Source organism: Sporosarcina highlanderae (genome assembly GCF_030433715.1).
Lineage (GTDB): Bacteria > Bacillota > Bacilli > Bacillales_A > Planococcaceae > Sporosarcina > Sporosarcina highlanderae.
This window is the reverse complement of sequence record NZ_JAROCC010000007.1, coordinates 83,298-104,986: the sequence shown is the minus strand read 5'-3', so window position 1 is coordinate 104,986 and position 21,689 is coordinate 83,298. Positions and strand designations below refer to the sequence as shown.

Annotated in this window: 23 protein-coding genes and 1 pseudogene; 11 read left to right on the top strand and 13 right to left on the bottom strand. The window is 38.1% G+C overall.

What is annotated here, in order from left to right; translation table 11 throughout:
• Positions 1 to 65 precede the first annotated feature (65 nt).
• The 6 genes from P5G49_RS10540 to P5G49_RS10515 all read right to left on the bottom strand — a co-directional run bounded on the left by P5G49_RS10540 (position 66) and on the right by P5G49_RS10515 (position 6,905).
• Positions 66 to 797 (bottom strand): hypothetical protein, encoded by a 732-nt coding sequence (locus tag P5G49_RS10540; protein WP_301243668.1) that lies wholly within the window; start codon positions 795 to 797, stop codon positions 66 to 68.
• A gap of 592 nt (positions 798 to 1,389) precedes the next feature.
• A complete protein-coding gene (locus tag P5G49_RS10535) occupies positions 1,390 to 2,409 on the bottom strand; it encodes a hypothetical protein (RefSeq protein WP_301243667.1) in 1,020 nt (339 codons plus the stop codon).
• Between the two features lie 509 nt (positions 2,410 to 2,918).
• Positions 2,919 to 3,872 carry a DUF2971 domain-containing protein gene (locus tag P5G49_RS10530; RefSeq protein WP_301243666.1) on the bottom strand — a complete coding sequence of 318 codons (954 nt, stop codon included), beginning with the start codon at positions 3,870 to 3,872 and terminating at the stop codon, positions 2,919 to 2,921.
• 1,269 nt (positions 3,873 to 5,141) lie between these two features.
• Complete coding sequence (locus P5G49_RS10525; RefSeq protein ID WP_301243665.1) at positions 5,142 to 5,381, bottom strand: DUF3006 domain-containing protein; 240 nt, start codon at positions 5,379 to 5,381, stop codon at positions 5,142 to 5,144.
• Complete coding sequence (locus P5G49_RS10520) at positions 5,381 to 5,473, bottom strand: excalibur calcium-binding domain-containing protein (protein ID WP_301243664.1); 93 nt, start codon at positions 5,471 to 5,473, stop codon at positions 5,381 to 5,383. Before P5G49_RS10520 ends, P5G49_RS10525 begins: the two co-directional genes overlap by 1 nt.
• Before the next feature lie 277 nt (positions 5,474 to 5,750).
• Positions 5,751 to 6,905, bottom strand: a complete 1,155-nt coding sequence (locus P5G49_RS10515) for a CAP and S-layer homology domain-containing protein (RefSeq protein WP_301243663.1) — start codon at positions 6,903 to 6,905, stop codon at positions 5,751 to 5,753.
• A 365-nt stretch (positions 6,906 to 7,270) separates the two neighbouring features.
• Between P5G49_RS10515 and P5G49_RS10510 the strand changes: the two genes are divergently transcribed.
• The 5 genes and pseudogenes from P5G49_RS10510 to P5G49_RS10490 all read left to right on the top strand — a co-directional run bounded on the left by P5G49_RS10510 (position 7,271) and on the right by P5G49_RS10490 (position 11,268).
• Positions 7,271 to 7,837 (top strand): helix-turn-helix domain-containing protein, encoded by a 567-nt coding sequence (locus P5G49_RS10510; protein WP_301243662.1) that lies wholly within the window; start codon positions 7,271 to 7,273, stop codon positions 7,835 to 7,837.
• A 109-nt stretch (positions 7,838 to 7,946) separates the two neighbouring features.
• Positions 7,947 to 9,236, top strand: a pseudogene (locus tag P5G49_RS10505) (hydroxymethylglutaryl-CoA reductase, degradative); the annotation flags it as partial.
• A 1-nt stretch (position 9,237) separates the two neighbouring features.
• Positions 9,238 to 9,675 (top strand): hypothetical protein, encoded by a 438-nt coding sequence (locus P5G49_RS10500; protein ID WP_301243661.1) that lies wholly within the window; start codon positions 9,238 to 9,240, stop codon positions 9,673 to 9,675.
• Positions 9,672 to 11,027 (top strand): tripartite tricarboxylate transporter permease, encoded by a 1,356-nt coding sequence (locus P5G49_RS10495; RefSeq protein ID WP_301243660.1) that lies wholly within the window; start codon positions 9,672 to 9,674, stop codon positions 11,025 to 11,027. The genes P5G49_RS10500 and P5G49_RS10495 overlap by 4 nt, the downstream gene beginning before the upstream one ends.
• 28 nt (positions 11,028 to 11,055) lie before the next feature.
• Complete coding sequence (locus tag P5G49_RS10490; RefSeq protein WP_301243659.1) at positions 11,056 to 11,268, top strand: hypothetical protein; 213 nt, start codon at positions 11,056 to 11,058, stop codon at positions 11,266 to 11,268.
• 74 nt (positions 11,269 to 11,342) lie between these two features.
• Here P5G49_RS10490 and P5G49_RS10485 read toward each other — a convergent pair whose 3' ends face one another.
• A complete protein-coding gene (locus P5G49_RS10485) occupies positions 11,343 to 11,816 on the bottom strand; it encodes a GyrI-like domain-containing protein (RefSeq protein ID WP_301243658.1) in 474 nt (157 codons plus the stop codon).
• A 94-nt stretch (positions 11,817 to 11,910) separates the two neighbouring features.
• Between P5G49_RS10485 and P5G49_RS10480 the strand changes: the two genes are divergently transcribed.
• The gene (locus P5G49_RS10480; RefSeq protein ID WP_301243657.1) at positions 11,911 to 12,357 is read left to right on the top strand and encodes a GNAT family N-acetyltransferase; all 447 of its coding nucleotides are present in this window, start codon (positions 11,911 to 11,913) and stop codon (positions 12,355 to 12,357) included.
• A 46-nt stretch (positions 12,358 to 12,403) separates the two neighbouring features.
• Here P5G49_RS10480 and P5G49_RS10475 read toward each other — a convergent pair whose 3' ends face one another.
• Positions 12,404 to 13,723, bottom strand: coding sequence for a sodium-dependent transporter (locus P5G49_RS10475; protein ID WP_301243656.1), 1,320 nt, complete (start codon positions 13,721 to 13,723; stop codon positions 12,404 to 12,406).
• Between the two features lie 442 nt (positions 13,724 to 14,165).
• On the opposite strand from P5G49_RS10475, the gene P5G49_RS10465 reads away from it, so the two are divergent.
• A complete protein-coding gene (locus P5G49_RS10465) occupies positions 14,166 to 14,492 on the top strand; it encodes a DUF3889 domain-containing protein (protein WP_301243655.1) in 327 nt (108 codons plus the stop codon).
• Between the two features lie 47 nt (positions 14,493 to 14,539).
• Here the strand turns inward: P5G49_RS10465 and P5G49_RS10460 are convergent, their stop codons facing one another.
• Positions 14,540 to 15,040 carry a GNAT family N-acetyltransferase gene (locus P5G49_RS10460; RefSeq protein ID WP_301243654.1) on the bottom strand — a complete coding sequence of 167 codons (501 nt, stop codon included), beginning with the start codon at positions 15,038 to 15,040 and terminating at the stop codon, positions 14,540 to 14,542.
• Between the two features lie 154 nt (positions 15,041 to 15,194).
• On the opposite strand from P5G49_RS10460, the gene P5G49_RS10455 reads away from it, so the two are divergent.
• Positions 15,195 to 16,355, top strand: coding sequence for an acyl-CoA dehydrogenase family protein (locus P5G49_RS10455; protein ID WP_301243653.1), 1,161 nt, complete (start codon positions 15,195 to 15,197; stop codon positions 16,353 to 16,355).
• Positions 16,352 to 16,909, top strand: a complete 558-nt coding sequence (locus tag P5G49_RS10450) for an SLOG family protein (RefSeq protein ID WP_301243652.1) — start codon at positions 16,352 to 16,354, stop codon at positions 16,907 to 16,909. The genes P5G49_RS10455 and P5G49_RS10450 overlap by 4 nt, the downstream gene beginning before the upstream one ends.
• Before the next feature lie 72 nt (positions 16,910 to 16,981).
• On the opposite strand, the gene P5G49_RS10445 is transcribed toward P5G49_RS10450, so the two are convergent.
• Positions 16,982 to 18,775 carry a S9 family peptidase gene (locus tag P5G49_RS10445; protein WP_301243651.1) on the bottom strand — a complete coding sequence of 598 codons (1,794 nt, stop codon included), beginning with the start codon at positions 18,773 to 18,775 and terminating at the stop codon, positions 16,982 to 16,984.
• 167 nt (positions 18,776 to 18,942) lie between these two features.
• On the opposite strand from P5G49_RS10445, the gene P5G49_RS10440 reads away from it, so the two are divergent.
• Positions 18,943 to 19,197, top strand: a complete 255-nt coding sequence (locus P5G49_RS10440) for a DUF4190 domain-containing protein (RefSeq protein WP_301243650.1) — start codon at positions 18,943 to 18,945, stop codon at positions 19,195 to 19,197.
• Between the two features lie 53 nt (positions 19,198 to 19,250).
• Here the strand turns inward: P5G49_RS10440 and P5G49_RS10435 are convergent, their stop codons facing one another.
• From P5G49_RS10435 to P5G49_RS10425, 3 genes are all read right to left on the bottom strand, one after another.
• Positions 19,251 to 19,637 carry a DUF4870 domain-containing protein gene (locus P5G49_RS10435; RefSeq protein WP_301243649.1) on the bottom strand — a complete coding sequence of 129 codons (387 nt, stop codon included), beginning with the start codon at positions 19,635 to 19,637 and terminating at the stop codon, positions 19,251 to 19,253.
• An 80-nt stretch (positions 19,638 to 19,717) separates the two neighbouring features.
• The gene (locus P5G49_RS10430) at positions 19,718 to 20,401 is read right to left on the bottom strand and encodes a hypothetical protein (RefSeq protein ID WP_301243648.1); all 684 of its coding nucleotides are present in this window, start codon (positions 20,399 to 20,401) and stop codon (positions 19,718 to 19,720) included.
• Between the two features lie 152 nt (positions 20,402 to 20,553).
• Positions 20,554 to 21,348 carry a VLRF1 family aeRF1-type release factor gene (locus P5G49_RS10425; RefSeq protein WP_301243647.1) on the bottom strand — a complete coding sequence of 265 codons (795 nt, stop codon included), beginning with the start codon at positions 21,346 to 21,348 and terminating at the stop codon, positions 20,554 to 20,556.
• A gap of 135 nt (positions 21,349 to 21,483) precedes the next feature.
• On the opposite strand from P5G49_RS10425, the gene P5G49_RS10420 reads away from it, so the two are divergent.
• Positions 21,484 to 21,657, top strand: coding sequence for a YfhD family protein (locus P5G49_RS10420; protein WP_301243646.1), 174 nt, complete (start codon positions 21,484 to 21,486; stop codon positions 21,655 to 21,657).
• Positions 21,658 to 21,689: the final 32 nt, after the last annotated feature.

Below are 21,689 nucleotides of genomic sequence, written 5' to 3'. Positions count from 1 at the left end.
TTTTTTTAATGTAATACTTTTTTATCACTAGATGATAAAAAAACTATGGCGGAAATAATTATGAATTACATATTGTATAAGTATATGCAAAAGTTAATAACCCAGCTAGCAACAATAAATATTAGACTTACTAATAAGATAATACCCCAACCATAATTTTTATTTCCTTTTACAGAAACTCTGCCCTTATCGATATCATCAAAGTAGGTGACCAATTCACTTAATATCTTTACAAAACTCTCTTGCTCATTTTTAAATTCTTTTATGCCTGATATTTTAACAGATAAACTAGAAGCTATTAAACCATCTAATATGTTATCTAATTCAAATAAAATTTTTTTATAATCTAAAGGCATTAAGGTTCCATATACACTAATATAGTTATGTAATTTTTCTAAGCTATCCTGTCTCATAGAATTAAATCCTTCTTCCCTACTAATTTCTTTCCCACTTTTTAAGATAATATGGTTCAGAAAATTATCATCCTGCTTTTCTAGATAGTTTAATACATCTGTTAGATATATTTCTTGAGAAATTTCTTTTCCTTCTACGGTGGAAATAACAGACAAATAATCATACTCCAATTGATAAATCATTTTTATATGCTTATTTTTTAACACTCTATAAAATTCTTCTTTCTCTTTATAGTCCCTCTTAATTTCAATTAATTTGGTAATTAAAAAAGTAGTTACCAAAACACTTAATATATCAACAAACACACTGGGTAATACAGATTGCCAAAAAACTGTTTTTGCATTAAACCCTATTAAATAATACAGAATCATAACAGTTAACAACAAAACACATCCAAAAGCTATAATTATTTCCCAAACATTTGTCTTTAGAAATTTTTTTCATCTTAACCTCCAAAGATTTATTTTTCTCATTCGACCAAATTTCCAAGTATCATATTATATTTCACATGCAGCAGTCAGGGCGAGAGAACAAGTTGAGTAAAAAGTGACAGATTTATTCTCTGCATTGCGACCGCTGCGCACCGGGGAGGAATACCTGTCATCCTTATTTCAGGGGATGAATAGTGGCGTTAAAATACAAAAAAACGTCCCCATTTAGATTAGATACCGACCCTAATCAGTTCCCTGCACTCTAAATGAATGAGCATTTTTATAATTAATTAATACCAAAGTGTCGTATTGCAATATTTAGCGCTATCCCTCAGAACAAAATTAGCTAACCTATAATATTTTTTATCTGTTGTACATACTTAAAAATAATTAAGAATCCAAAGATAATACCCTTCATCGCATTCTTTATGGATCAGAATAACTTAAATCATAAGTTCATCAAAGGCTTGTCTGATTATTTCCAGTACGTTAATCTTTTTATAGGGTTTTCGGTATAATTTTTATATCCTTCATAGTTACTTGTTCACTCCAATTCAGTAATTGTGGATATATGTTCCAACAAACTATACTCTTTCCTATTTTTCCAATCACAAATTAAACCTATAGGATATTGAAGAACAATCTCATCTGAATCAAGATCTGCTAATTTAACAATATGTGAGTACGCTTCCCCATAAAAGCTAACAAGAGCAATGAGACTATCACCTTCTTGAATGATAATTATGTAATGTGCTTTATCAGGACAAAATGGTATCAAGCGCTCTTCTAAATCTTTATCTCTCGGAATCATTTCAACAAATGACAGGTTATTCGTACCTAAATATATCCAATCCCGAATCAAATCAAATTTAGACTCTAATACAAACTCGAAACCTTTCTCTGAAGCTAATAAATTGAAAGCCATTTTTGCTATAATACGATTATTTCCTTCTAAATCAATATTATAATGTTGATAAGCTTTGACTTGACTTGATCCTTTCTTAGACTCATTCATATCAACAGATTCCGAATTCATAATTGTCTCAATAAATTTTTGGGCTACTGAAGCTAACTCTTTGTCTTTTACAGCTAAAAACCATTGTTTATCAGATTCACCAAAAAGGGCTAAGGTATTCGGTAAATTTTCTTCCACTATAAGAGTATATTCTTTAAAGCTTTTTGCAGATTCTATAAAATTTAATATTGCTTGCTCTTGGCTTACATTATCTTTAACTAAATTCGGGTCAAGAGAGATAGCAATTGTATCAGTTTCGAAAGAAAAAATGAAATGATTAATCACATATGGTTTTGCTAATTTAATATATCCAAGTGAATACTTTTCTTTGATATCTTCAGTTTCTTCTTGAGAAGAAATTACGCAAATATTCGACTTAGATGCTTTTTTATCATTTAAATTTCCACGTTTTCCTGGACCTTCAAATTGACGAATCATAGAGATCAGAGATTCTCTAGAAAAGCGTTTTTCTAATTTAGAAAATAAATTATTCACTTCATGAGATACATAAGATTTAGGAAGTTTTTTCATACCACCAATTGCAGCCAAGATTATGTGATCTCCGGATTTAATAAAAGCGTGATCATGAGACTGTTTAGTATATATACATGTATTATTTGAAGTCATGAATTTTATCACCTTTCTAATGTAAAATCATCTTCATTTCAATATATAATGTGCCGCTGATTTAAACATCTCTATTATTATAAAAACAGGTATTTGTACTGACCTAATTTTCTATACATCTTCGCCATAACGTTCTCCAACGTTGCTGCTCCAATCCTGGTAACTGCTTAAATTTATGATAAGGAATAGCCCATTACGAGGCACGATTCGTTTCAACATTATGATGTGTCAATCTTGCATTGGATGAATACAAATGGAATACCAGTTGATTCAATATGGTTAATAAGGTGCATTAAAAGTTTTAGTTCGACTGTTCTAATTTTACGATTCTAAACCTTATGACCACTATTTGCCAAAGAAAATGGAAATCCTCCAACCTCCTTTTTTCGGCAAAGAAAAACGCACTACAGAAGTGATGTAGTGAAATAATATTAGTCAAATTCATTAAAATCAACAATTGATAATTGATATTTTGTACTATCCAACTTGATCTGCTTAACAGGGATACCTTTCTTCTTTGCATCAAGTGAAATCATGATTTTATGCATTTGTTCAATACGTGCGCCCAAAATAACACTTTTCGGTTTTATAAGTTTGATAATTTTACCCTGTTCTTCAGACTTAGAAAGAAACAACATTCTCCATTCTTTTTCATAAACCCATTTATCAAGCTTACTTATTGCAGCTAAAATGGGAACATCAATCTTATCTTGGTGCTCAAGATAATTATTGAGATTTACTAATTCTTTTGTATATAGCACTGGATGTAATGCCCATAACGTTTCTTCATGAAAACTCGAATCTAAATTTAAAAAATCATATTCGAGAACCATGCCTTTATGATTATCTGCATAATGACTCCACATTAACATTGATAATGGATCTTCACTAAAACAAGATGCATAAACACATTCTTGATATGAACCGGATATGTTTGTTGAATGCCTTTCTAACAATTCATCCGTTTCTTTAATAAACTTCTTGAATTTCCCTTTAAACTCATCTACACTTTGCCCGATTGGGGAATGTTCCTCTAATAATTTTTCCACCCCTTCTTCAATGGGAAATTCAGAAATAATCTTACTGATTTCTTCTGTATTTGTTTGAAAAATCTTAGATAATTCATTAACCAAGACATCTTTGTGTTGAAATTCATAAAAAGCTCTATTCCCTATACTTAATGCACTATCATAAGGGTCATTAAATCCAGCTGCATTGCGAAACCAAGCCGTATCATTAGATAAATTAGCCAAGGAGTACTTGTCTATTCCAGAGTATTTATACAATACGGGTAATTTTTCGAGTTTTAACTTTCCACCTTCAACCGTATCGATTTTCGAGGCATCATTCGAAAACATTAATTCTTTATACTTTTCTTTCCACATACGCTTACCTCCACTAATATGATTCTCCAAAATAGACGAAAATCCTCTAATCCTGCGTAATTTCAGCGTAATAGCGGTACCCCGAAGGTTAGCACTTAAGTAAAATGTACCCTTTGCAAATAAAGGAATTGACGATTTATGATTTGATTGTCTGCGTTCGTCTTACTCCTAAATACTAAAGCGTCTGTTACTTTAAGTGAATAATTTCAAAGACTTTGGAGAATATCATGTCCTCAACATCCAGTGACTCAGAAGAGACTATTGCTCCGTGATTATGTGGTGAAGCGAAGACAGGAGCTAATGAAGGATAACGAGGATGCAGCCTTGCCAACGCAGGAAAAAGGAGTGACAGCTCCAGTAGATTTCGGGGAAGCCCCATGATTAAATGAATATCCACCACTAAAAATCGGTAATTACTACATGATGTTGAATCCTTTCAACCGATAACCAATGTTCATCTGTAATAATCTGTTTCAATATTAAAGTAATACAGACCACCTGCTTACTTTTTTGTCTGCAATTTGTCCGCATAATTAATTTTCTGTACCGTATTTGTTTTTACTGAATTGTTCTCCGATGAACTACATCCCTATAAAATCATATTTATTTAAACCGAATTAACTCGGCTTAACCAGTTTGTATAAGGGATACAAAATTGACAGGGTAGAGGTCGCTGGTTCGAGCCCAGTCGGAATCATTGGGTGCCAAACCCTTGGAAGTATTGTCGGAACAACGATACTTCTCCGAAACAGTCCTATTAGGCCGGATGCCTAGGGGCTGTTTTTTTATGGTTTTCCACCTTACTTCCCCAATTTCTCCGCAGCTACCGACATCTACACCTTCTGAAATTAGTATAGAAGCATGTGTATGCCGTGATCATGGAACCGAATCTGGTACATTTGCACTTCCGCGCAAATACGCTATGTGGTAACCGAATGCTCTTATTTTTCATCTTTTATAAATGCTTCTTACTTCAATTACCCTTTCCTTACATCACAGTCGCCTAATTCTTCTGCTATTAATTCAGGTTCTTTGGGTCTAAACTAAAAGGTACAATGACATTCATCAAAACGATGACTTAGAAACTTAATGGTTATACATATTTTATCAAAGCATTATGGTCGCAAATATTCTAAAAAAGAATAAGTGTGGGGCTGAATGGTCTGTATCAACCTGATTACCTCGACAATACCAATTCAAAGTCTTCATCATTATAGTAAAAAAACAAGAAGCTATTCATATAGGAGAATTTGCTTCTTGTCATTGCACTCACTTTTTGTTTTTCGGTTTCTCTAGTAATGCACTTACTCTATCCTTCATATCTTGAGTTTCTTCCTCTAACAAGGTGATATCGTATTGATCGCCATTTCTCGTTATTTCGACGATATCCCCCTCCCTTAAATCGTGGTTAACCGTATCTTTGGGAATCAGTAGTTGTTTACCTTCATCTTCACTCCAAAGAAATACGTAAATCCCATTATCAATTCGGTCCAATGTGAATTTAGCCATTACTCACACGCCCATCCATAGCCATCGCGATCGTGCTTTTTAGCATATGCAGGATGCCCGATCTTCACGCCATATGGATAATAGGCACGCATCCGTCATCGAGGAAAAGATGAACTTCATAAAACTATGAGGTCCTGGTACAAGCAGCAAACAAGAGTAACCAGAAGAAAATAAGCGCCTCAGATGAGTGTTCATACAGTACATGTTTGCAAGTAGTGTGTTCGGTTTATGTTTCAATAGTAAATTAACAGTATAAATGGTAGTTAAAAACGCCAAAATTCATATGGCATTCTCCTCTCGATTGATTTCTAAGCGTATAGTTAAAAATTGAGGAACAGAGACCAAGTCTCTATTCCTCATATTTGCTATTTACTTTTTGATTAGAAGGACTGCTACATAGTAGTTTTCATTCTGTGGACTATACTGATAGCCGATTCCCAACGTGTCATAACCAGAATACATAAGGTCTTCATAGTGACCTTGGCTGTTGAAGAAACTGAAAATACTTACTGTAGCATTGCCTGTATGGTCGCCAGAGTTATAGAACTGGTTGACAACTTCACCAGACATTGAGTAGTTGATCCCAAAGTCTGTAAGTGTTTCTATATAGTAACCATACGTAGGAGAATAATGCCCCATGTAATTGTTGGTTGCCATATCTTTCGCTCTGAAGTTGGCAGCATAGCCAAGTTGAGTGTCGAGAGTCAAATTTTGTACTCCTTTTGAAGCACGTTCCTCGTTGACCTTAGCCAAGAAAGCATTCACAAACTCTGGTTCAGCAGTTAAATACTCAAGTGGAACTTCTTGCTTTTCAGGTTCACTCGGTTCTTCAACTGGCGGTGTCGGTGTGACAGGCTTCTCGTCAACAGGCGGTTGTGGCTTCGGAGTCGTGTCTACTGATGGTTTCGATGGTGGTTTCGGAATAGCTACATTCCCCCCTTGCATGGCACGAGCTAGAAATGCGGATATCTGCCCTCTTGTAAGCTTTTCAGCTGGTCTGAAGGTATTATCTGAAAACCCGGAAGTAATGCGAGCATGAATGATCTTTTTAACGGAAGAATACGATGCCACAGATGGCGACATATCCTTGAAATTTGTACCTGATTCCACCTTTAAATCAAAAGCTCGTGCTAAAAACATAGCCATTTGCCCGCGATCAACAAACTCGTTCGGACGGAATGTACCATCAGAAAAACCTGAGATAACCCCCGCTTTTACTGCTGAGTCAATATAGCCTGATTCATTATGGCTTGCGGGAACGTCCTTAAATTTGGTTGGTTTCTTCGTTCCTTCTAACCCCACTGCCTTAGATACCATGAGCGCAACTTCGGCACGCGTTACCTTATCGTTCACGCCGTATTTCTTAGAAGGCGAGATGACTCCCTTTTCTAAAAGATAAGAAACTTCTTTGTAAAATCCATGCGACGTAGGGACATCAGAAAACGTACTTGCTGAAGTCTGTTGCTGTGGTAAGCAGCCAAACACAATTAGTACAGCAATGAATATTGAAAATATCTTTTTCAAATCTTTAGCCTCCCATTCTATTACTTATTATCATAGAGATGGTAGTTTATTATGTCTACATAAATTTGGATATTAGTTCCAATTAAATAAAGAAACGAACTTTTCTACTCCGCAAATCGTTCGGATTATTCAGTTATTCGCATTAAAAAAATGAGAGTTTTGGTAAAATTGTTGGGGGGAACTTTAAAAGGGAGTGATGAATAACATTAACATTTATCACCTATCGAGACAAACGTCGGAACAACGGTTGATCCCGTATAAACAGTCCTATTCGGCCGTATGCCTTAGAGACTGTTTTTTTATGGTTTTCTTACCAAAGTAGAGTATAATTTGACTGAAGTTGTTATCTTTTTAATAAAAAGGAGGTGAGTACAATCTATCATCAACAAATCGGTCGGAAGGTTAAAGAAGCGAGACTTAACAAGTCCTTTACTCAACAGCAATTAGCGGATAAATGCAATTTGACTAAGAATCACATTTCCAAAATTGAAAATGGACAAGCTTCTCCCGCATTAGCAACATTATCTAAAATCGCAAAAGAATTAAATACACCTTTATCCTATTTTTTGGAGTCGAATAACCAAAATAAGTTGTCGATTGTAAAAAGTACAGAAAGAACTTTAAAAGTCGGTAATGCAGAAATTGGTTATACATATGAAACCTTAGCAAAGCGCACCCATTTCAGCAAAATCGAACCTGTAATCGTTACAGTTTTGCCTGAAGCAGAATTAGTAGAACCTTTTACACATGCAGAGGATGAATTTATATATGTTCTTTCCGGTTCTATTAATCTTTATTATGATGGTGAATTACATCTCTTAGACCAAGGCGATAGCGCTTATTTTGAAGGAACTATTCCCCATATCTTTCTTTCAACTGATGATACAGAAGCACAAGTTTTAACTATGTACATTCAGACAGATTCCTTGTAGTTTGAAAAATATATCTATTTGGAATGAAGTGTATTTTACGTATTTACATTAAGTCTATTTTCATGTACCATCTTGTGTAACTGCATTCAACTTAGTTGAATGCCACTACACAAAACGAGGAGTGTATAGAATGACAACTACAAGAATTCCCGGATTTTATCGTTTATCCGTTAAAGAACGACTTGATATTGTAACAAAAGATCGCGGTTTAACAGAGGATGAGTTAGCCTATCTATCTGCTAATCAACCACTACCTATGGACCTTGCAGATTCGATGATTGAAAACGTCGTGGGCCAAATCAGTATTCCTGTAGGAATTGCGACTAACTTTAAAGTAAATGGGAAAGATACATTCATTCCGATGGCAACTGAGGAGCCATCAGTTGTTGCGGCTGCAAGTAATGCGGCAAAAGCTACCTATGAACATGGTGGATTCTTCACATCGATGAGCGGAACAATCATGCGTGGGCAAATTCAAGTTCTTGATATTGCTGATCCTTATGCAGCGAAAGCCAAAATCTTTGAACATAAAGAAGAGATTATGAACCATTGCAATGAGAAAGACCCAACATTAGTTTCTTTAGGCGGTGGGGTAAAAGATTTAGAAGTGCATATTATTCCAACCACAAATCATACTATGCTTGTTATCCACCTCATCGTCGATACAAAAGATGCAATGGGTGCAAATGCTGTAAACACGATGGCTGAATCCGTCGCACCTATTATCGAATCGATCACAGGTGGTAGAGTAATTCTAAGGATCATTTCAAATTTAGCTGATCGTAGACTAATTCGTGCACGTGCAGTATTTTCAGCCGAAGCTCTTGGAGGAAAAGACGTTGTGAAAGATATTGTTAGTGCTTATGAATTTGCGGAGTTTGATCCTTACCGTGCAGCTACACATAATAAAGGAATTATGAACGGTATTTCAGCGGTTGTTTTAGCGACAGGCAATGACACTCGTGCTGTAGAAGCGGGTGCCCATGCCTACGCTTCCATTTCCGGACATTACAGATCCTTGACGAAGTTCGAAATAAATGCGGACGGCAACTTGTCAGGTTCAATTGAGCTTCCTATGGCGGTCGGAATAGTTGGTGGTGCTACGAAAACGCATCCAGTTGCACAAGCTTCGTTAAAAATTATGGGAATAAGTTCTGCTGAAGAGCTTGCTGGTTGTATTGCTGCGACAGGACTTGCACAAAATGCCGCTGGACTTCGTGCTCTTTCATCTGAAGGCATCCAGCGTGGTCATATGTCCCTACACGCAAGAAATTTAGCGGTTATGGCTGGCGCAGATAAATCTGATATTGATCGGATTGTGGCCAAAGCGGTAGCAGAAAAAGATTTACGATACGATCGGATTTTGGAGATCACTAAAGCAATTCAAAGAGGTGAATAATTTGACTGATAAGCATTCCAATTCGCGGGAAACAGAGCAAAAGAAGTATTTAGAAATACTTGGAGATACCATTGTCCCTAACCAATTACTCTTCTCAGTTATTATAAGTGTTGCAGTTAGTTTAGGTGGATACAATCTCGGCCTCTGGTTTTTCCCATCTATCGCTAGTGAAAATATGGTCGCGTCCTATTCCTTACTTCTTGGGATTACAGGAACCGTTCTTTCATTAGTATTTTGTTCTTTTGTATTTAAACCAAAACGAATATTGATTGAAGAAGAGACATCATTTGAAAGTATGAAAGAAGTTTTTGAGGATTTACAATTAGACGTGGATGAAGAATTAGCGTTAATCGAGAACGACCCAATCACTAAAAAAGAGTTAGAGGAACTTGGCGTTCTTGAGCAGTTTAGAGCTCTTGGAGGAGAAGTGAAGAAATGAGCTTATTACTAACGGCATTTTTATTTGCATTAATCGGAGCAATTGTATTTTCGTTGATCGGTTTGATATCCGGGACAGACGAAACAGCTATCATGGTTCCCCTTACCCTGTTGGTCATCCTTTTGGGTGCTCCTCCAGTAGCGGTCTTTTCATTCTTCATGGCCGCTGTTTTGGCAAAGCACCTAACGCATGCTGTACCAACAGCTTTAATGGGGATTCCTGGTGATACTACGGCGGTTCCTTTAGTTGACCATGCCAATACACTCAGAAGAATGGGAATGCCCCACGTCGCTCTTAGAAAGATGATATCCGGAGGTATCATTGGGGCTTTTATCGCCCTTCCAACAGCGGTTCTCTTAGGGCAATTCTTAGGTCAGTTTGCCGACTTCTTTAAATCTTCAGCTGGAATCATATTTACACTAGCAGCTATATTAATCGCCTACTTCTCAAAAGGAAGATGGGTAAGTGTTTTAATGATTATTCCTTTTGCTTTCTTTATAAAAAGTTTAGATTTAATGAGTTTCACCCTATTGGAAAAACATTTATCGATCAGCTTCTTTTTAGGAATTGCAGTCGGACCTATGTTTTCTGATATTTTGTTTGCGACTTCCGCAAGTGCAAAACGTTCAATAGAAAGAAGTAAGCCTAAGGAGTATAACCTTGCTCCTGAAACTAAAGCATGGAAAGGATACTTTCCAAACCCGTTTAAGATACTTACTAACAGGCAGAAGTTTTTCACCGCGATTACGACATTTATTTCTTCATTAACTTTCGTTTTCAGCCCAGTCGGTATGACTTCATTAATGGGTGAAATCGTTGGGTCCCGTACGAAAGGTGCTTATAAAAAATCGACAACAAGTTTAACAGTGATGAATGGTGTTACGGAGTCTACATATATTGCAGAAGCGATCATTCCACTTATTGCGTTTGGGATTCCTTTGAGTCCCGTTGCATTAGGGCCGGCTTCTCCTTTGTTCAATGCACCGCCCGTTTTCACTGTCGATCCTGTCAATAACTTGCATACTTACATGACGTCATGGGATTTCTTCATTTATGGATTGATAGGTCTCGTTGTGGCCTCACTCATTGCATATCCTTTTTCAATGAACTATGCAAGAAAAGCTTCCGTTATCGTTATGAAATTTGTGAGCCAGGAAGCGATTGTTGCAATGTTTCTTGGATTGGCATGTCTGCTTGCTTTTCATGAGGCGCAATTTGTCGGTATCGCCCTTACGTTTACTGTAGCTGCTGTTGGTGGTCTTTTGAATCGCATCCTTGGCATTGGAGCAGGGGTACAGTTTATGGTGTTCTACGCTTCAGCTTGGATTATGGCTACCCTATTTGGATTTTAATTGAAATAGGGTCTAAGGAGGAATTGAAATGGCCGCTAAGAAGTCATTGGCGGATTATCAGAGTGAATACGAGAAGATTATCTTTGCAGATCAACCCAAAAAGGATATTCTACTTGTCAGTTTAATGAAAGAGATGGAAAAGCAATTCAATATCCCATTTCCAAGAAACGCAGCATGGGAAAAAGAAAATCCAAAGATTCATGCAATGTACAGAAAAATAGCCATTACTAGGACACTGTAAAAATAATGGACATGCTCGAGAGTAATGTATAAAATATGAACCGGACTATCCTATTTGGATGTCCGGTTCTTAACTCATTGAATCGGCATTAAAATTTCAACAACTTCTTCCTCTGTGTCTTCCTCAAGATAGAATATTTCGATTGGGCAGGAATCATTGTATTGTTTCTGTTTATGTCCATTTTCCCCCATCCAGGCAAATAATTTATTATACCCCTGGCCAACCGTTTTATTTGAGCAGCTGATTTTTGCGTATTTCGTTAATGGTAGTTTAAGAGCCATCATACCCTCAGGGACGTCTTTAATCTCATCAACCTCTAAACAAGCGAAATAAGTTGCGAAGATACCATTGGACATATAAGGACTGAATAAGACCTGTTTACTCTTCCAATTCGCAACCTCATCTAATCTTCTTTCAAAATCCATTTGAACTTTAATGGCAGCATCCGGGAATCCTTCAGGAAAGTTTGCGGTAATGCTCTCCCCTACCAACTGGTATTCCTTCTCGATAATTCCACATTCAAAAGTAGCGACTGTTTTCACTTCCACATTTATCTCCCCCAAAAGCGTATTTGTAAGTATAATTCGCCATTTGTTTTTGATTTCCTTTAAAGTATAGTAAAAAGTGAAGGGGGTTACATAAATGGAAATTCTATCAGTACAAGAAAGACAAGATCTTTTCGAAAGGTCAGCAAAAGCGTTTTGGGAGCAATGGGGAAACGAAGCAAATTATAAGTTTTACGAGGACTGTATGGGACATTCGACAACTGAAAGCGTTCCTTCATTTTACATAGCGCTTGAGGGCGATACAATAATCGGAACATATGCCATTTTACGGAATGATCTGGTCAGTCGACAAGACCTCTCTCCGTGGCTTGCGTGTTTGTATGTGGACCCGGATTACAGGGGACAAGCGATTGGCTCAAAGTTAATGGATCATGCGGTTGGCGAAGCAAAAAGAAAGGGATACGACAGGCTATATTTGACGACCGATCATATTGGGTATTATGAAAAGTATGGATGGTCAAGAATTGCGGACTGTTATGATATTTTCGGAAACCCGACATCCGTTTATGAAAAGTCTTGTTAAATGAAATAAAAACCGTCTACACTTCTACAATGTAGACGGTTTTTATTCATGTTAAAAATGATGCGATAAAAATAACGATGATGGCAAGAGGTGCAACAATTCTTACGATGAATTTCCATGAACGATTTAGAAATGGATGCATTCTTAATTCATCATCTGTTTCAGCAGTCGTCAATACAAAGCCCGCAAAAAATGAGATAAGAAGTGCACCGACTGGTAATCCGATTCGGCTTGTCAAAATATCAGCGAAGTCAAAAATCGAGCCCCCAGGCATTTTCACATCCGATAAAACTCCAAACGATAGAGCACTTGGAATCCCTACGATGAAAATAAGCAATCCGAACAACCAAGAAGCTTTCCTTCTCCATTCATGTTTCTTCCCAATTCCTGTCGACACAACAATTTCCAGCATGGCAATCGAAGAAGTTAGTGTCGCAAATAATAGTAGGATGAAAAACAGCACCATGAAAAATCCACCTAAAGGAATTTCATTGAATATAGCTGGCAAGATGACAAATATAAGTCCCGGCCCTTCATCAGGTAATTGTCCAAGCGCGAAAACAGCTGGAAAAATGACGATTCCCGCTAAGAGAGAAATGAAAATATTCAATATGGAGACATTGAACGCTGATTGACCAAGTTTTTCTTCCTTCGGCAAGTAGGACGCATAGGTCAGCATCGCCGTTACACCAACGCTTAATGAGAAAAAGGCTTGTCCAAGAGCAAGTAAAAATGTCTTTCCGGTTAAATACGACCAATCCGGTACAAAGAGAAAACGGATTCCTTCCATAGCACCGTCAAGCGTCAACGATCGTATCGCAAGTATGATGAAGAAAATGAATAATAACGGCATCATCCATCGGCTTGCACGCTCAATTCCGCCTTTAATCCCGCTTTGCACAATCCATATCGTCATGATCATGAAGACTGCCTGAGCAAACAACACTTCCATCGGATTTGCAATAATCGAACCGAATAGCCCACCATAATCGGATGTATTTAGACGTGATACGATTGCCCTCGCAAGATAAGATAGAATCCATCCCCCAACCACACTATAAAAAGATAAAAGGATAAACGAAGATCCTAAGCCAAGCCAACCAATCAAATACCAGCTACGACCCGGTGCAAGTCGTTTAAGAGAGGTAACCGCATCATGCTGTCCCCTTCTTCCGACAACGAATTCTGCTAACAATATCGGCAATCCTATTGCCAATGTACAAATAATAAATAACAAAACAAAAACACTGCCACCATTCGTTCCTGCCATATAAGGGAACTTCCATATAGCCCCAAGTCCTATAGCGCTACCTGCGGCGGCTAAAACAAAACCTATCTTCGATGTCCATTGCTCTCGTTGTTTCAAATACAATCACCTTCTTCAACAGTGAACCCACTGAATTTTTCTTATTATACCTTATTCTTCGTGAAATCATCGTTGTTTTATTATTTCGTAAATCAATACTCATTAGTCAAAAATTTCCATTGAAAACGCAGAAAAACCAGTGTATTATATAAACATAAGCTGCATTGTACGTATAACATTAAGTTTTAACCTTTATGCTGTAAAAGGGAGTTTTATATAAGAACAGGAATGGCAAGCCCTATCCAATACTGATTGGGACAGACAGGAATGTTTTTGCGAACACCCACTTTGAGGAGTGGTGGTTTAAAACTTTCTATGATTAAATACGGCAAAGGCGGCTTTACTTAATTAAAATTATCCAGCACCACCCTTAACTGGGTGGTGCTTTTTTGTATTATTTTAGTTAAATTCGACATCCTATAAAAAAGGAGATGAACTTGAAATGCGAAATTTAGTTATTGCACTTGGAATGGTATTTACCGCTCATTCTGCACTAACAGACCAGCAAATAATCATTAACGAACCGGTTGAGCCTTCTTACGCAAAATGGGGACAACTTGCCATGAAAGAGACCCAATCAAAATATCCAAAAGCATCCATTATTGACTACTTGCATGAAGGGAGCGAATTAGACGGGGACATGACAATCGAGAAGTTTAAACTATGGCTCAAAGAGGCCGACAAAGAATTCGGTGTTTTTGTAAGGATTAAATATACTACAAAAACTGGAGAGCTCAAAGGAATTGATTTTCAGGAAACAGATCGTTAATACAAAAAGGATCAATCACAGTTTGTTATTGATCCATTTCTTACCCTTCAGCTCAAAAATAACACCATTAATTCCTCATCGAAATAGGTTCCATCTATTTTTAATGCGTTTTTCTCTATACCATACGTTTTAAATCCAAATGAAGAATAAAGTCTAATCGCAGCTGAGTTGGAACTGACTACTGTCAAATGGATTTGTTCAATACCTTCTAACGATCCTGCCATTTGAATCACTGCTCCCATGAGTTGTTTAGCTACACCATTTCCTCGTTTTTCAGGCTTTACATACATGGCAACAATTGATGCACGGTGTTTAAGCTTCATTAATTTTTCTGGGATTAACGTAATGGTACCAATCAGTCCCGATTCATCAAATGCCCCAAACGTAACGGAATCATCGCCTTGAAATCTTTCTGAGTATTTTTCAGCAGATTGCCTCTTCTCCTCCAAGAAACTTGCAGCAAATGCCTCAGGGTTCATAGTTAAAGCCTCTAAACGAATAGTATAGTAGGCCCCCGCATCCTGCGGACATAATCTCTTTATCTGCATTTCTTTACCTCCTCAATTAATTTCATTAACAATATTTCAAGAGACTAACATTGTCCGGTTTAAATCGCTCAACTGCTAATTACCCCCTAAGCATAGATTACTTGAGTATAATAGTAAAATATACATTCGTCATTTTGAAGAAAGGGTGTAGTAAATGTCAAAGGAGCTTTTTATCACCACTGATCTACAAAGAGAATGGATAGAGAAACTAAATGGCCTTGAGTCACAGATTCGTGGATCAGCTGAACGTACTGACCGACATGCCGTTTTTCCAAAAGAAAATATACAATCTCTTGTTGACTTGGGATATACAAAGTTGACTCTTTCGAAGAAATACGGAGGGGACGGAATCACTGTGACAGACATGATTCTGATGCAGGAAACAATCGCTTCCTACGATGGTGCCACCGCTTTATCCATCGGTTGGCATCAAGGGGCAGTCGGCGACCTTTTTGAAAGTGAAACTTGGGAAGCGAAACGTTTGGAGAAATTTGCAAAAGAGGTCTTGAACGGTGCATTAGTGAACCGTGCTGCAAGCGAAGCCCAAACTGGCAGTCCGACACGTGGTGGTCGCCCGGGAACAACTGCGGTCAAAAAAGGTGGTCACTACATCATTAACGGTCAGAAAAACTTCACTTCAATGTCGCCTGTACTCACCCACTTCCTCGTGTCCGCTTGGGTCGAAGGACAAGAGGGTATCGGCTTTTTCTTAATTGACAGGGACAGTGAAGGTTTATCCATTAAAGAAACCTGGAATATGGTAGGGATGCGTGGAACGGAGAGCCATGATTTGGTTTTGAATAATGTTAAGGTAAACGAGGAAGATTTCGTGGAGTTCAACAATGGACCACGTGGAGAAAAGTTGAATGGATGGCTTCTACATATTCCAGCCTGTTATTTAGGAATTGCGCAAGCCGCACGTGATTACGTTGTGAAATTTGCGGTAGAACACAAACCGAATAGTATACAAGGGAGCATTTCTGAATTGCCGAATGTTCAAAGCCATATTGGACAAATCGATCTTGAGTTAATGCAAGCGAGGCATTTTCTTTACAGCGTTGCAGCCGCTTATGATGATGTAGAAAAACGGAAATTGATGAAACAGGAATTAGGTGCCGCTAAGCATGTAGTGACGAATGCTGCGATTCAAATTGTTGACCAGGCGATGCGTATTGTAGGAGCAAAAAGCATGGAACTGACCAATCCACTTCAACGCTATTATCGTGACGTCCGGGCCGGTTTGCATAATCCTCCAATGGATGATATGGTCATTTCAAAATTAGCGAAAGTAGCGATTGAGGATATGAATAAATGATTAAAAGACTTGTCATAACAGGCTACAAAGCACATGAATTAGGCATTTTCAATGATAAACATCCGGGCATCGGTATTATTAAAAGGGCGCTATCAAACAGGCTGACTCCCCTACTCGATAGCGGGCTTGAATGGGTGATTATTAGTGGTCAGCCGGGAGTCGAGACATGGGCAGCAGAAACGGTGATTGACTTACAGGAAACCTATCCATCATTGCAATTCGCCGTAATCACTCCTTTTTTAGAACAGGATAAAAATTGGAATAAGGCGAAAAAAGAAGCATATGAATTCATCCTCTCCCACGCGGACTATACAGTCAGTTTGACAAAACGTCCTTACGAAGCTCCTTGGCAATTCATCGAGCGTGATAAGTTTTTACTTCGGAATTCAGATGGAATTTTAATTGTTTATGACGAAGACAATGATGGCTCCCCAAAATTCATGAAGAAAATGGCCTTGGAGTTTGCGGAGAAGAGCGATTATGAGGTATTGACAATCACTGCGGATGACTTACAACTTGTCGCTGAGGATCTGCAACGGCAGGATTGGGATTAAAACAAGATAAACGAGCGCTTCAAACAATAAAAAGCTGTCCGTTAGTCATCTAACGGACAGCTTGCCTTCCAATCACTTCTGATGCTTCTCCAAAAACTCTAACATTAAACTATAAACTTTTATTTCATTCTCCTTCTTCGAAAACCCGTGGCCTTCATCTTCTAATACAAGATATTCCACATCGCGCCCCAAGCCTTCTAACTTTGCGACGATCTGGTCAGACTCCTCTTTCACAACACGTGGATCCTTTGCACCTTGGATTACTAACATCGGTTTCACCATTCCGTCCAGATAAGTGACAGGTGAATCCTTTATGAAACGCTCTTTGTCACGCTCCGGGTCACCAAGCCAGCGATCCATAATCGGTTTCCAGTGCGGTGGAACAGAATTAACGAATGTAAATAAATCGGATGGACCAAAAATATCTACGACCGCTTTGAAATATTCAGCATGCCGCCCGTGCAACAATAACGCCATATAACCCCCGTAACTGCCTCCAACAAGGAAAAGTCGGTCACGGTCCGTGATTCCGTTATCGAATAACCACTCAATTCCTGCCAAGCAGTCAAGGCGTGGTCCCTCTCCCCAATCCCGTTCAACCATTTTAGTGAATTCCGAGCCGTATCCAGTACTTCCACGGAAGTTCGGTGCGAAAATGTTATAACCCCTGTTCAGGAAACATTGGAACATAGAACGGAACATTTTTCGTTCAGACGCTTGCGGGCCGCCATGTGGCCAAAAAATTGTGTAGCCATTTGCATTCTCAGGATTAGCCTTGAACAATAAAGATTCAATTTCCAGTCCATCAAATGATTTATAGGAAACCACATCGGGCTCAACCATTCCGTCTTGGCTAACACCAAGCACTCTGTTTTCCGTTAGTTGCTTCCACTCTTGCCCATCTGAAGATTTAAAAATATTATGTGGAGCCGTTGCGCTTGCACCTAAAATATAGAGATTGCCAGATTTCGCAAATTTAATCTGATAAAGTACATCAACAGGCAGCGCACACTCTTCAGGTACAGGGGATCCCTCCAATTTGAAACGATATAGTTTATCAGTCACCCCTTTGGAAGTGACGAAATAAAACTCTCCCTTGTCTTTATTGAACTTGATTGTCTGGACACTTTCCCCTTCAACTTCCAACACTCTTGAAAATTCCTTTGTCGTCAAATCAAATTTTGCAATATAGGAGAAATCGCCTTCATAATCCGTGACAAAGAATATTGTATTTTCGTCTGTGAACACTGGATCATAAGCGATATGCACTTTAGATGCATCAGGTGTTAAGTTAAAAGTCTCTTCCCCGACTTTCACGAAACTTATCGTATACGTGTTTGCAAATGAACGTGAAAACACTAACTTCTCTTCATCATCAGATACTGCAGAAAGACGCGTCGGTGATGTCTCTCCAATATTTAATAGCGTATCGACTCCACTTTCTAAATTACGCATATGCGTGTTCAAATACATCGGATTATCCAATGATGTTACATAGTAAATTCTCTTTCCATCTTCACTTAAGTGGCTGAAAAAGAACTTCTCATTTGAATCCCCAGTAATTAACGGCTGTGGTAAACCGCCATCAACCGGTATCGAATAGATTTGATAATTTTCATCTCCATCACTATCAAACCCTGCTAAGACATATCGGTTGTCAGAATCGAACTTGATGAAATTGCAAGATTCATCCCGGTGGGCAAACATATAAGGAAATGATCCTGGCAAATCCATTGCCCATAAATTCATCTTCCCGTTCAAATTCGTGTTGAAAACCAGTTTTGTTTCGTCATCATTTACTGCAAAATTCGTGATTGCATACGTACGGAAAAACTGCTCTACTGTTGGTTTTGCAAAAGTAATCATTATTATCCCCCTACCTAACATTCTATTACCCACTCAAATTATAGTATAACATTTCTATACTTATGAAAGAATCATATTTGCCTACCTTCACTAAATAGTCACTCATTTCTTTTTTCATTCAAATCGGAAGCTGCAGAAGCATACGCTGTCATTGTGGGGGTGAAATCTTGGAAGTCGAAAAACAACAAACTAATGGAATGGCTGTCAGCTCACTCGTTTTAGGGATCTTGGGAGTAGTGTTAAATCTGATTCCTCTAATACCCTATCTACTTGGTATCTTAGCTATCGTCTTCGGAACGATGGGCAAAAAAGTGGAAAGTGGGAAAGGAATGGCAGTTGCAGGCACAATTTTAGGTAGTATTGCGTTGGTGATGAAGATTATTTTTTGGCTATTCGTCATTGCAATTGGTGGACTAGGTTAATAGAGGAACTAACTAAAAATCCGCCTCGAATTATGCTCGGGACGGATTTTTTATTAAGCATTATTCAATTGATTCTCAACCAAATCCCCGATAAACGGTAATTTGAAGTAGTTTCCTTGATACGCCTGATACATCATAAATATCATTAACACAAAAGAAAGTGGACCTAACAGCAGACTAATGACGAAACCTATTACCGGAATGAACCCTAACATGATACTGATCAGGATAATCGCAACAGCAGTGAATACCGCCTGCAAAGCGTGGAAACGGATGAAGCGATTTTCTTTTTCCATGAATAGAAAAATAAGACCGATGATAAAGATATAACAAAGCATTCCCCCAACATTTTCTGTAAGGCCAATAGAAGTCTTCCTATTAGCCTCGTCTTGTGTAGCTGGAAGATTATTTTGTTTATCCTCTAATTTCTTTTCACTCAATCATTTGCCTCCTTTTCTACTCACTATATGGAAGTATCATCGGAAACATTACTCTGGACTCAGTACGATGTACACCTTACCTATTTCGAACCTGCTTTTCTCTCACTTATATACGAAAAACTTTTATCAATTTTTTCAGCGATAAAATGTGTTCTCTCAAACAAAACAGATTTCAGGAAGTCCATTTGCCGCATAAGTTTATCGACCAAACCCTCTTGACGGTCTATCCTGTCCACGATTTCGCTCTGCGTTATCTTTTGCTCCTCTAATGATACCGAAAATTGCTGCTGACGTTCGATTTGCTCATCCATCTTTTTCAAAAGCAATTCCTGGTCCGCATCAAATTTCTCTAATCGCTCGGCAATTTCTGAGTTTGATTGGCTCAGCTGATTAATTTGCTGGACGATTTCTTCATTCATTTTCTTCTTTTTCTCCAATACATTTTGCAGCTCTTTATTTTGTTTATCGTGGTGTGCTAACGTCTGCATTGCTTCCAACTCGAAATGGTGGTGCTGAGATTGATTTTCTAAAATTTCATCAAACCGAATTCCTGTCGTCTTCCACCGGTCAGATTGAATTTTTTTCTGTTTCTGTAGTTGTTTTGCAAGCTCAGCATACTCTTCATTCATTATTTCAAACGCTTTCCGCTGTTCCTCCAATGCGGTCGTAACAGTATCAGAACGATAAACTGATTGGTTCCTATCATTTGTCGTATCGCCTTCGTATATTTTCAAATCATTTTTCCTATTAAAGAACAATCCCATCATTCAACCTCCCATCCATTCTTTTCTCTATGATATGTCGGAAAGTCTGTATTAGTACGGAAGCAAACTGATCTCCATTTTAATCCAGTTCGAAATTGGGCAAAAAAGAAGAGAAGGGCAAAAATAAATCCCTTCTCCGTAGAAATTATTAGTTATTTCTCAAATACTTGGTGGAGCACTTTATCCGCCTGTACATTAATCAAGTTCTTATAGATGCTGTTATTCGGTTTGGTTCGAAGTGTTTTGGCAAACGAGTTCGCAAGCTCCGCCTCACCAACTACATATAATTCCTTCCAGTCACGTTCTTTTCGAATCCTTTCGACAATGACTCCCATTTCTTTATAAAACCGCTCAAGATTTTCTTTAAGACGCTGATCCAGTCCATCGCTATTCCCTTCACCAGTTCCTGTTTGAAGTGACGATTTCACACTGTCATTTTCCTTCCAAACATCCAAGCCCGAGTCAAAAGCATATGACCTCTCACCGGTAATGAACCCCATCGCAGTATCCAAAATTCGTACTTCCCCAAAGCTTGGCAAAACAATTCCTGCCTCTGGGTAAGCCTTTAACATATATTCCATTTCTTCAATAACTGGATGGTCTTCCCAGTGAAAGCTTGTCTTCACTTGCACTTGGACATAGTGCACAGACCATAATTCGGGATCCTCTGCCGCAAAAATAACGACCCCCTTATTAAAGTCGTTTTGATTTGTTTCAATTTCCTTCGTTACTTTATCCCTCAATTTTTTGTACGCTTTTAGTTCTTTTTCATCATTAGAAGCTTCCAAATACTCGTGGAGGCGCTTTAATCCTGTCTTCAAATGGATTCGCCAAGCACCATTCTGTTGTTCCGGGTCAGCAGGGTTGGTATTTAAGTAAACACTTAACACACAGCGCGAATCGCACTTGTATTCCTTCAATTTTTGCAGCTCTTTACTTAATGACATATATCCCGAACCTCCTTAAAGTATGCTCACTTTTAGCATACCCTTCAGTCGCAAAACAAAACGGGAGATTCGTTGGAATAAAATGATTGAATAGCGCCATATTATGAATGAAGTAGTTGAAAGGAGCGAAAAATCATGGGAAGAGATAATCATAATAATAAAACCGGAAATAATAAAAACTCCTTGCCGCAAACTCCTAAAAACCAAAAGATCAACCCCAAAGATATGAAAGAGGAAATCGCAAAGGAATTTGCAGAGCTGCGAAGTGGCAATAAGGATAAAAAGAAGAAACAAGTTAGATGGCCATAATAGTATGCCCCTACATTTGAAAATTCAAGTGT

Bases quoted from the DNA above. Each gene is read 5' to 3' on its own strand.
- P5G49_RS10525 (WP_301243665.1), bottom strand. From the start codon at position 5,381: ATGGCTAAATTCACATTGGACCGAATTGATAATGGGATTTACGTATTT.
- P5G49_RS10425 (WP_301243647.1), bottom strand. From the start codon at position 21,348: ATGTCATTAAGTAAAGAGCTGCAAAAATTGAAGGAATACAAGTGCGAT.
- P5G49_RS10465 (WP_301243655.1), top strand. From the start codon at position 14,166: ATGCGAAATTTAGTTATTGCACTTGGAATGGTATTTACCGCTCATTCT.
- P5G49_RS10460 (WP_301243654.1), bottom strand. From the start codon at position 15,040: ATGCAGATAAAGAGATTATGTCCGCAGGATGCGGGGGCCTACTATACT.
- P5G49_RS10420 (WP_301243646.1), top strand. From the start codon at position 21,484: ATGGGAAGAGATAATCATAATAATAAAACCGGAAATAATAAAAACTCC.
- P5G49_RS10450 (WP_301243652.1), top strand. From the start codon at position 16,352: ATGATTAAAAGACTTGTCATAACAGGCTACAAAGCACATGAATTAGGC.
- P5G49_RS10480 (WP_301243657.1), top strand. From the start codon at position 11,911: ATGGAAATTCTATCAGTACAAGAAAGACAAGATCTTTTCGAAAGGTCA.
- P5G49_RS10455 (WP_301243653.1), top strand. From the start codon at position 15,195: ATGTCAAAGGAGCTTTTTATCACCACTGATCTACAAAGAGAATGGATA.
- P5G49_RS10445 (WP_301243651.1), bottom strand. From the start codon at position 18,775: ATGATTACTTTTGCAAAACCAACAGTAGAGCAGTTTTTCCGTACGTAT.
- P5G49_RS10520 (WP_301243664.1), bottom strand. From the start codon at position 5,473: ATGCGTGCCTATTATCCATATGGCGTGAAGATCGGGCATCCTGCATAT.
- P5G49_RS10495 (WP_301243660.1), top strand. From the start codon at position 9,672: ATGAGCTTATTACTAACGGCATTTTTATTTGCATTAATCGGAGCAATT.
- P5G49_RS10530 (WP_301243666.1), bottom strand. From the start codon at position 3,872: ATGTGGAAAGAAAAGTATAAAGAATTAATGTTTTCGAATGATGCCTCG.
- P5G49_RS10490 (WP_301243659.1), top strand. From the start codon at position 11,056: ATGGCCGCTAAGAAGTCATTGGCGGATTATCAGAGTGAATACGAGAAG.
- P5G49_RS10430 (WP_301243648.1), bottom strand. From the start codon at position 20,401: ATGGGATTGTTCTTTAATAGGAAAAATGATTTGAAAATATACGAAGGC.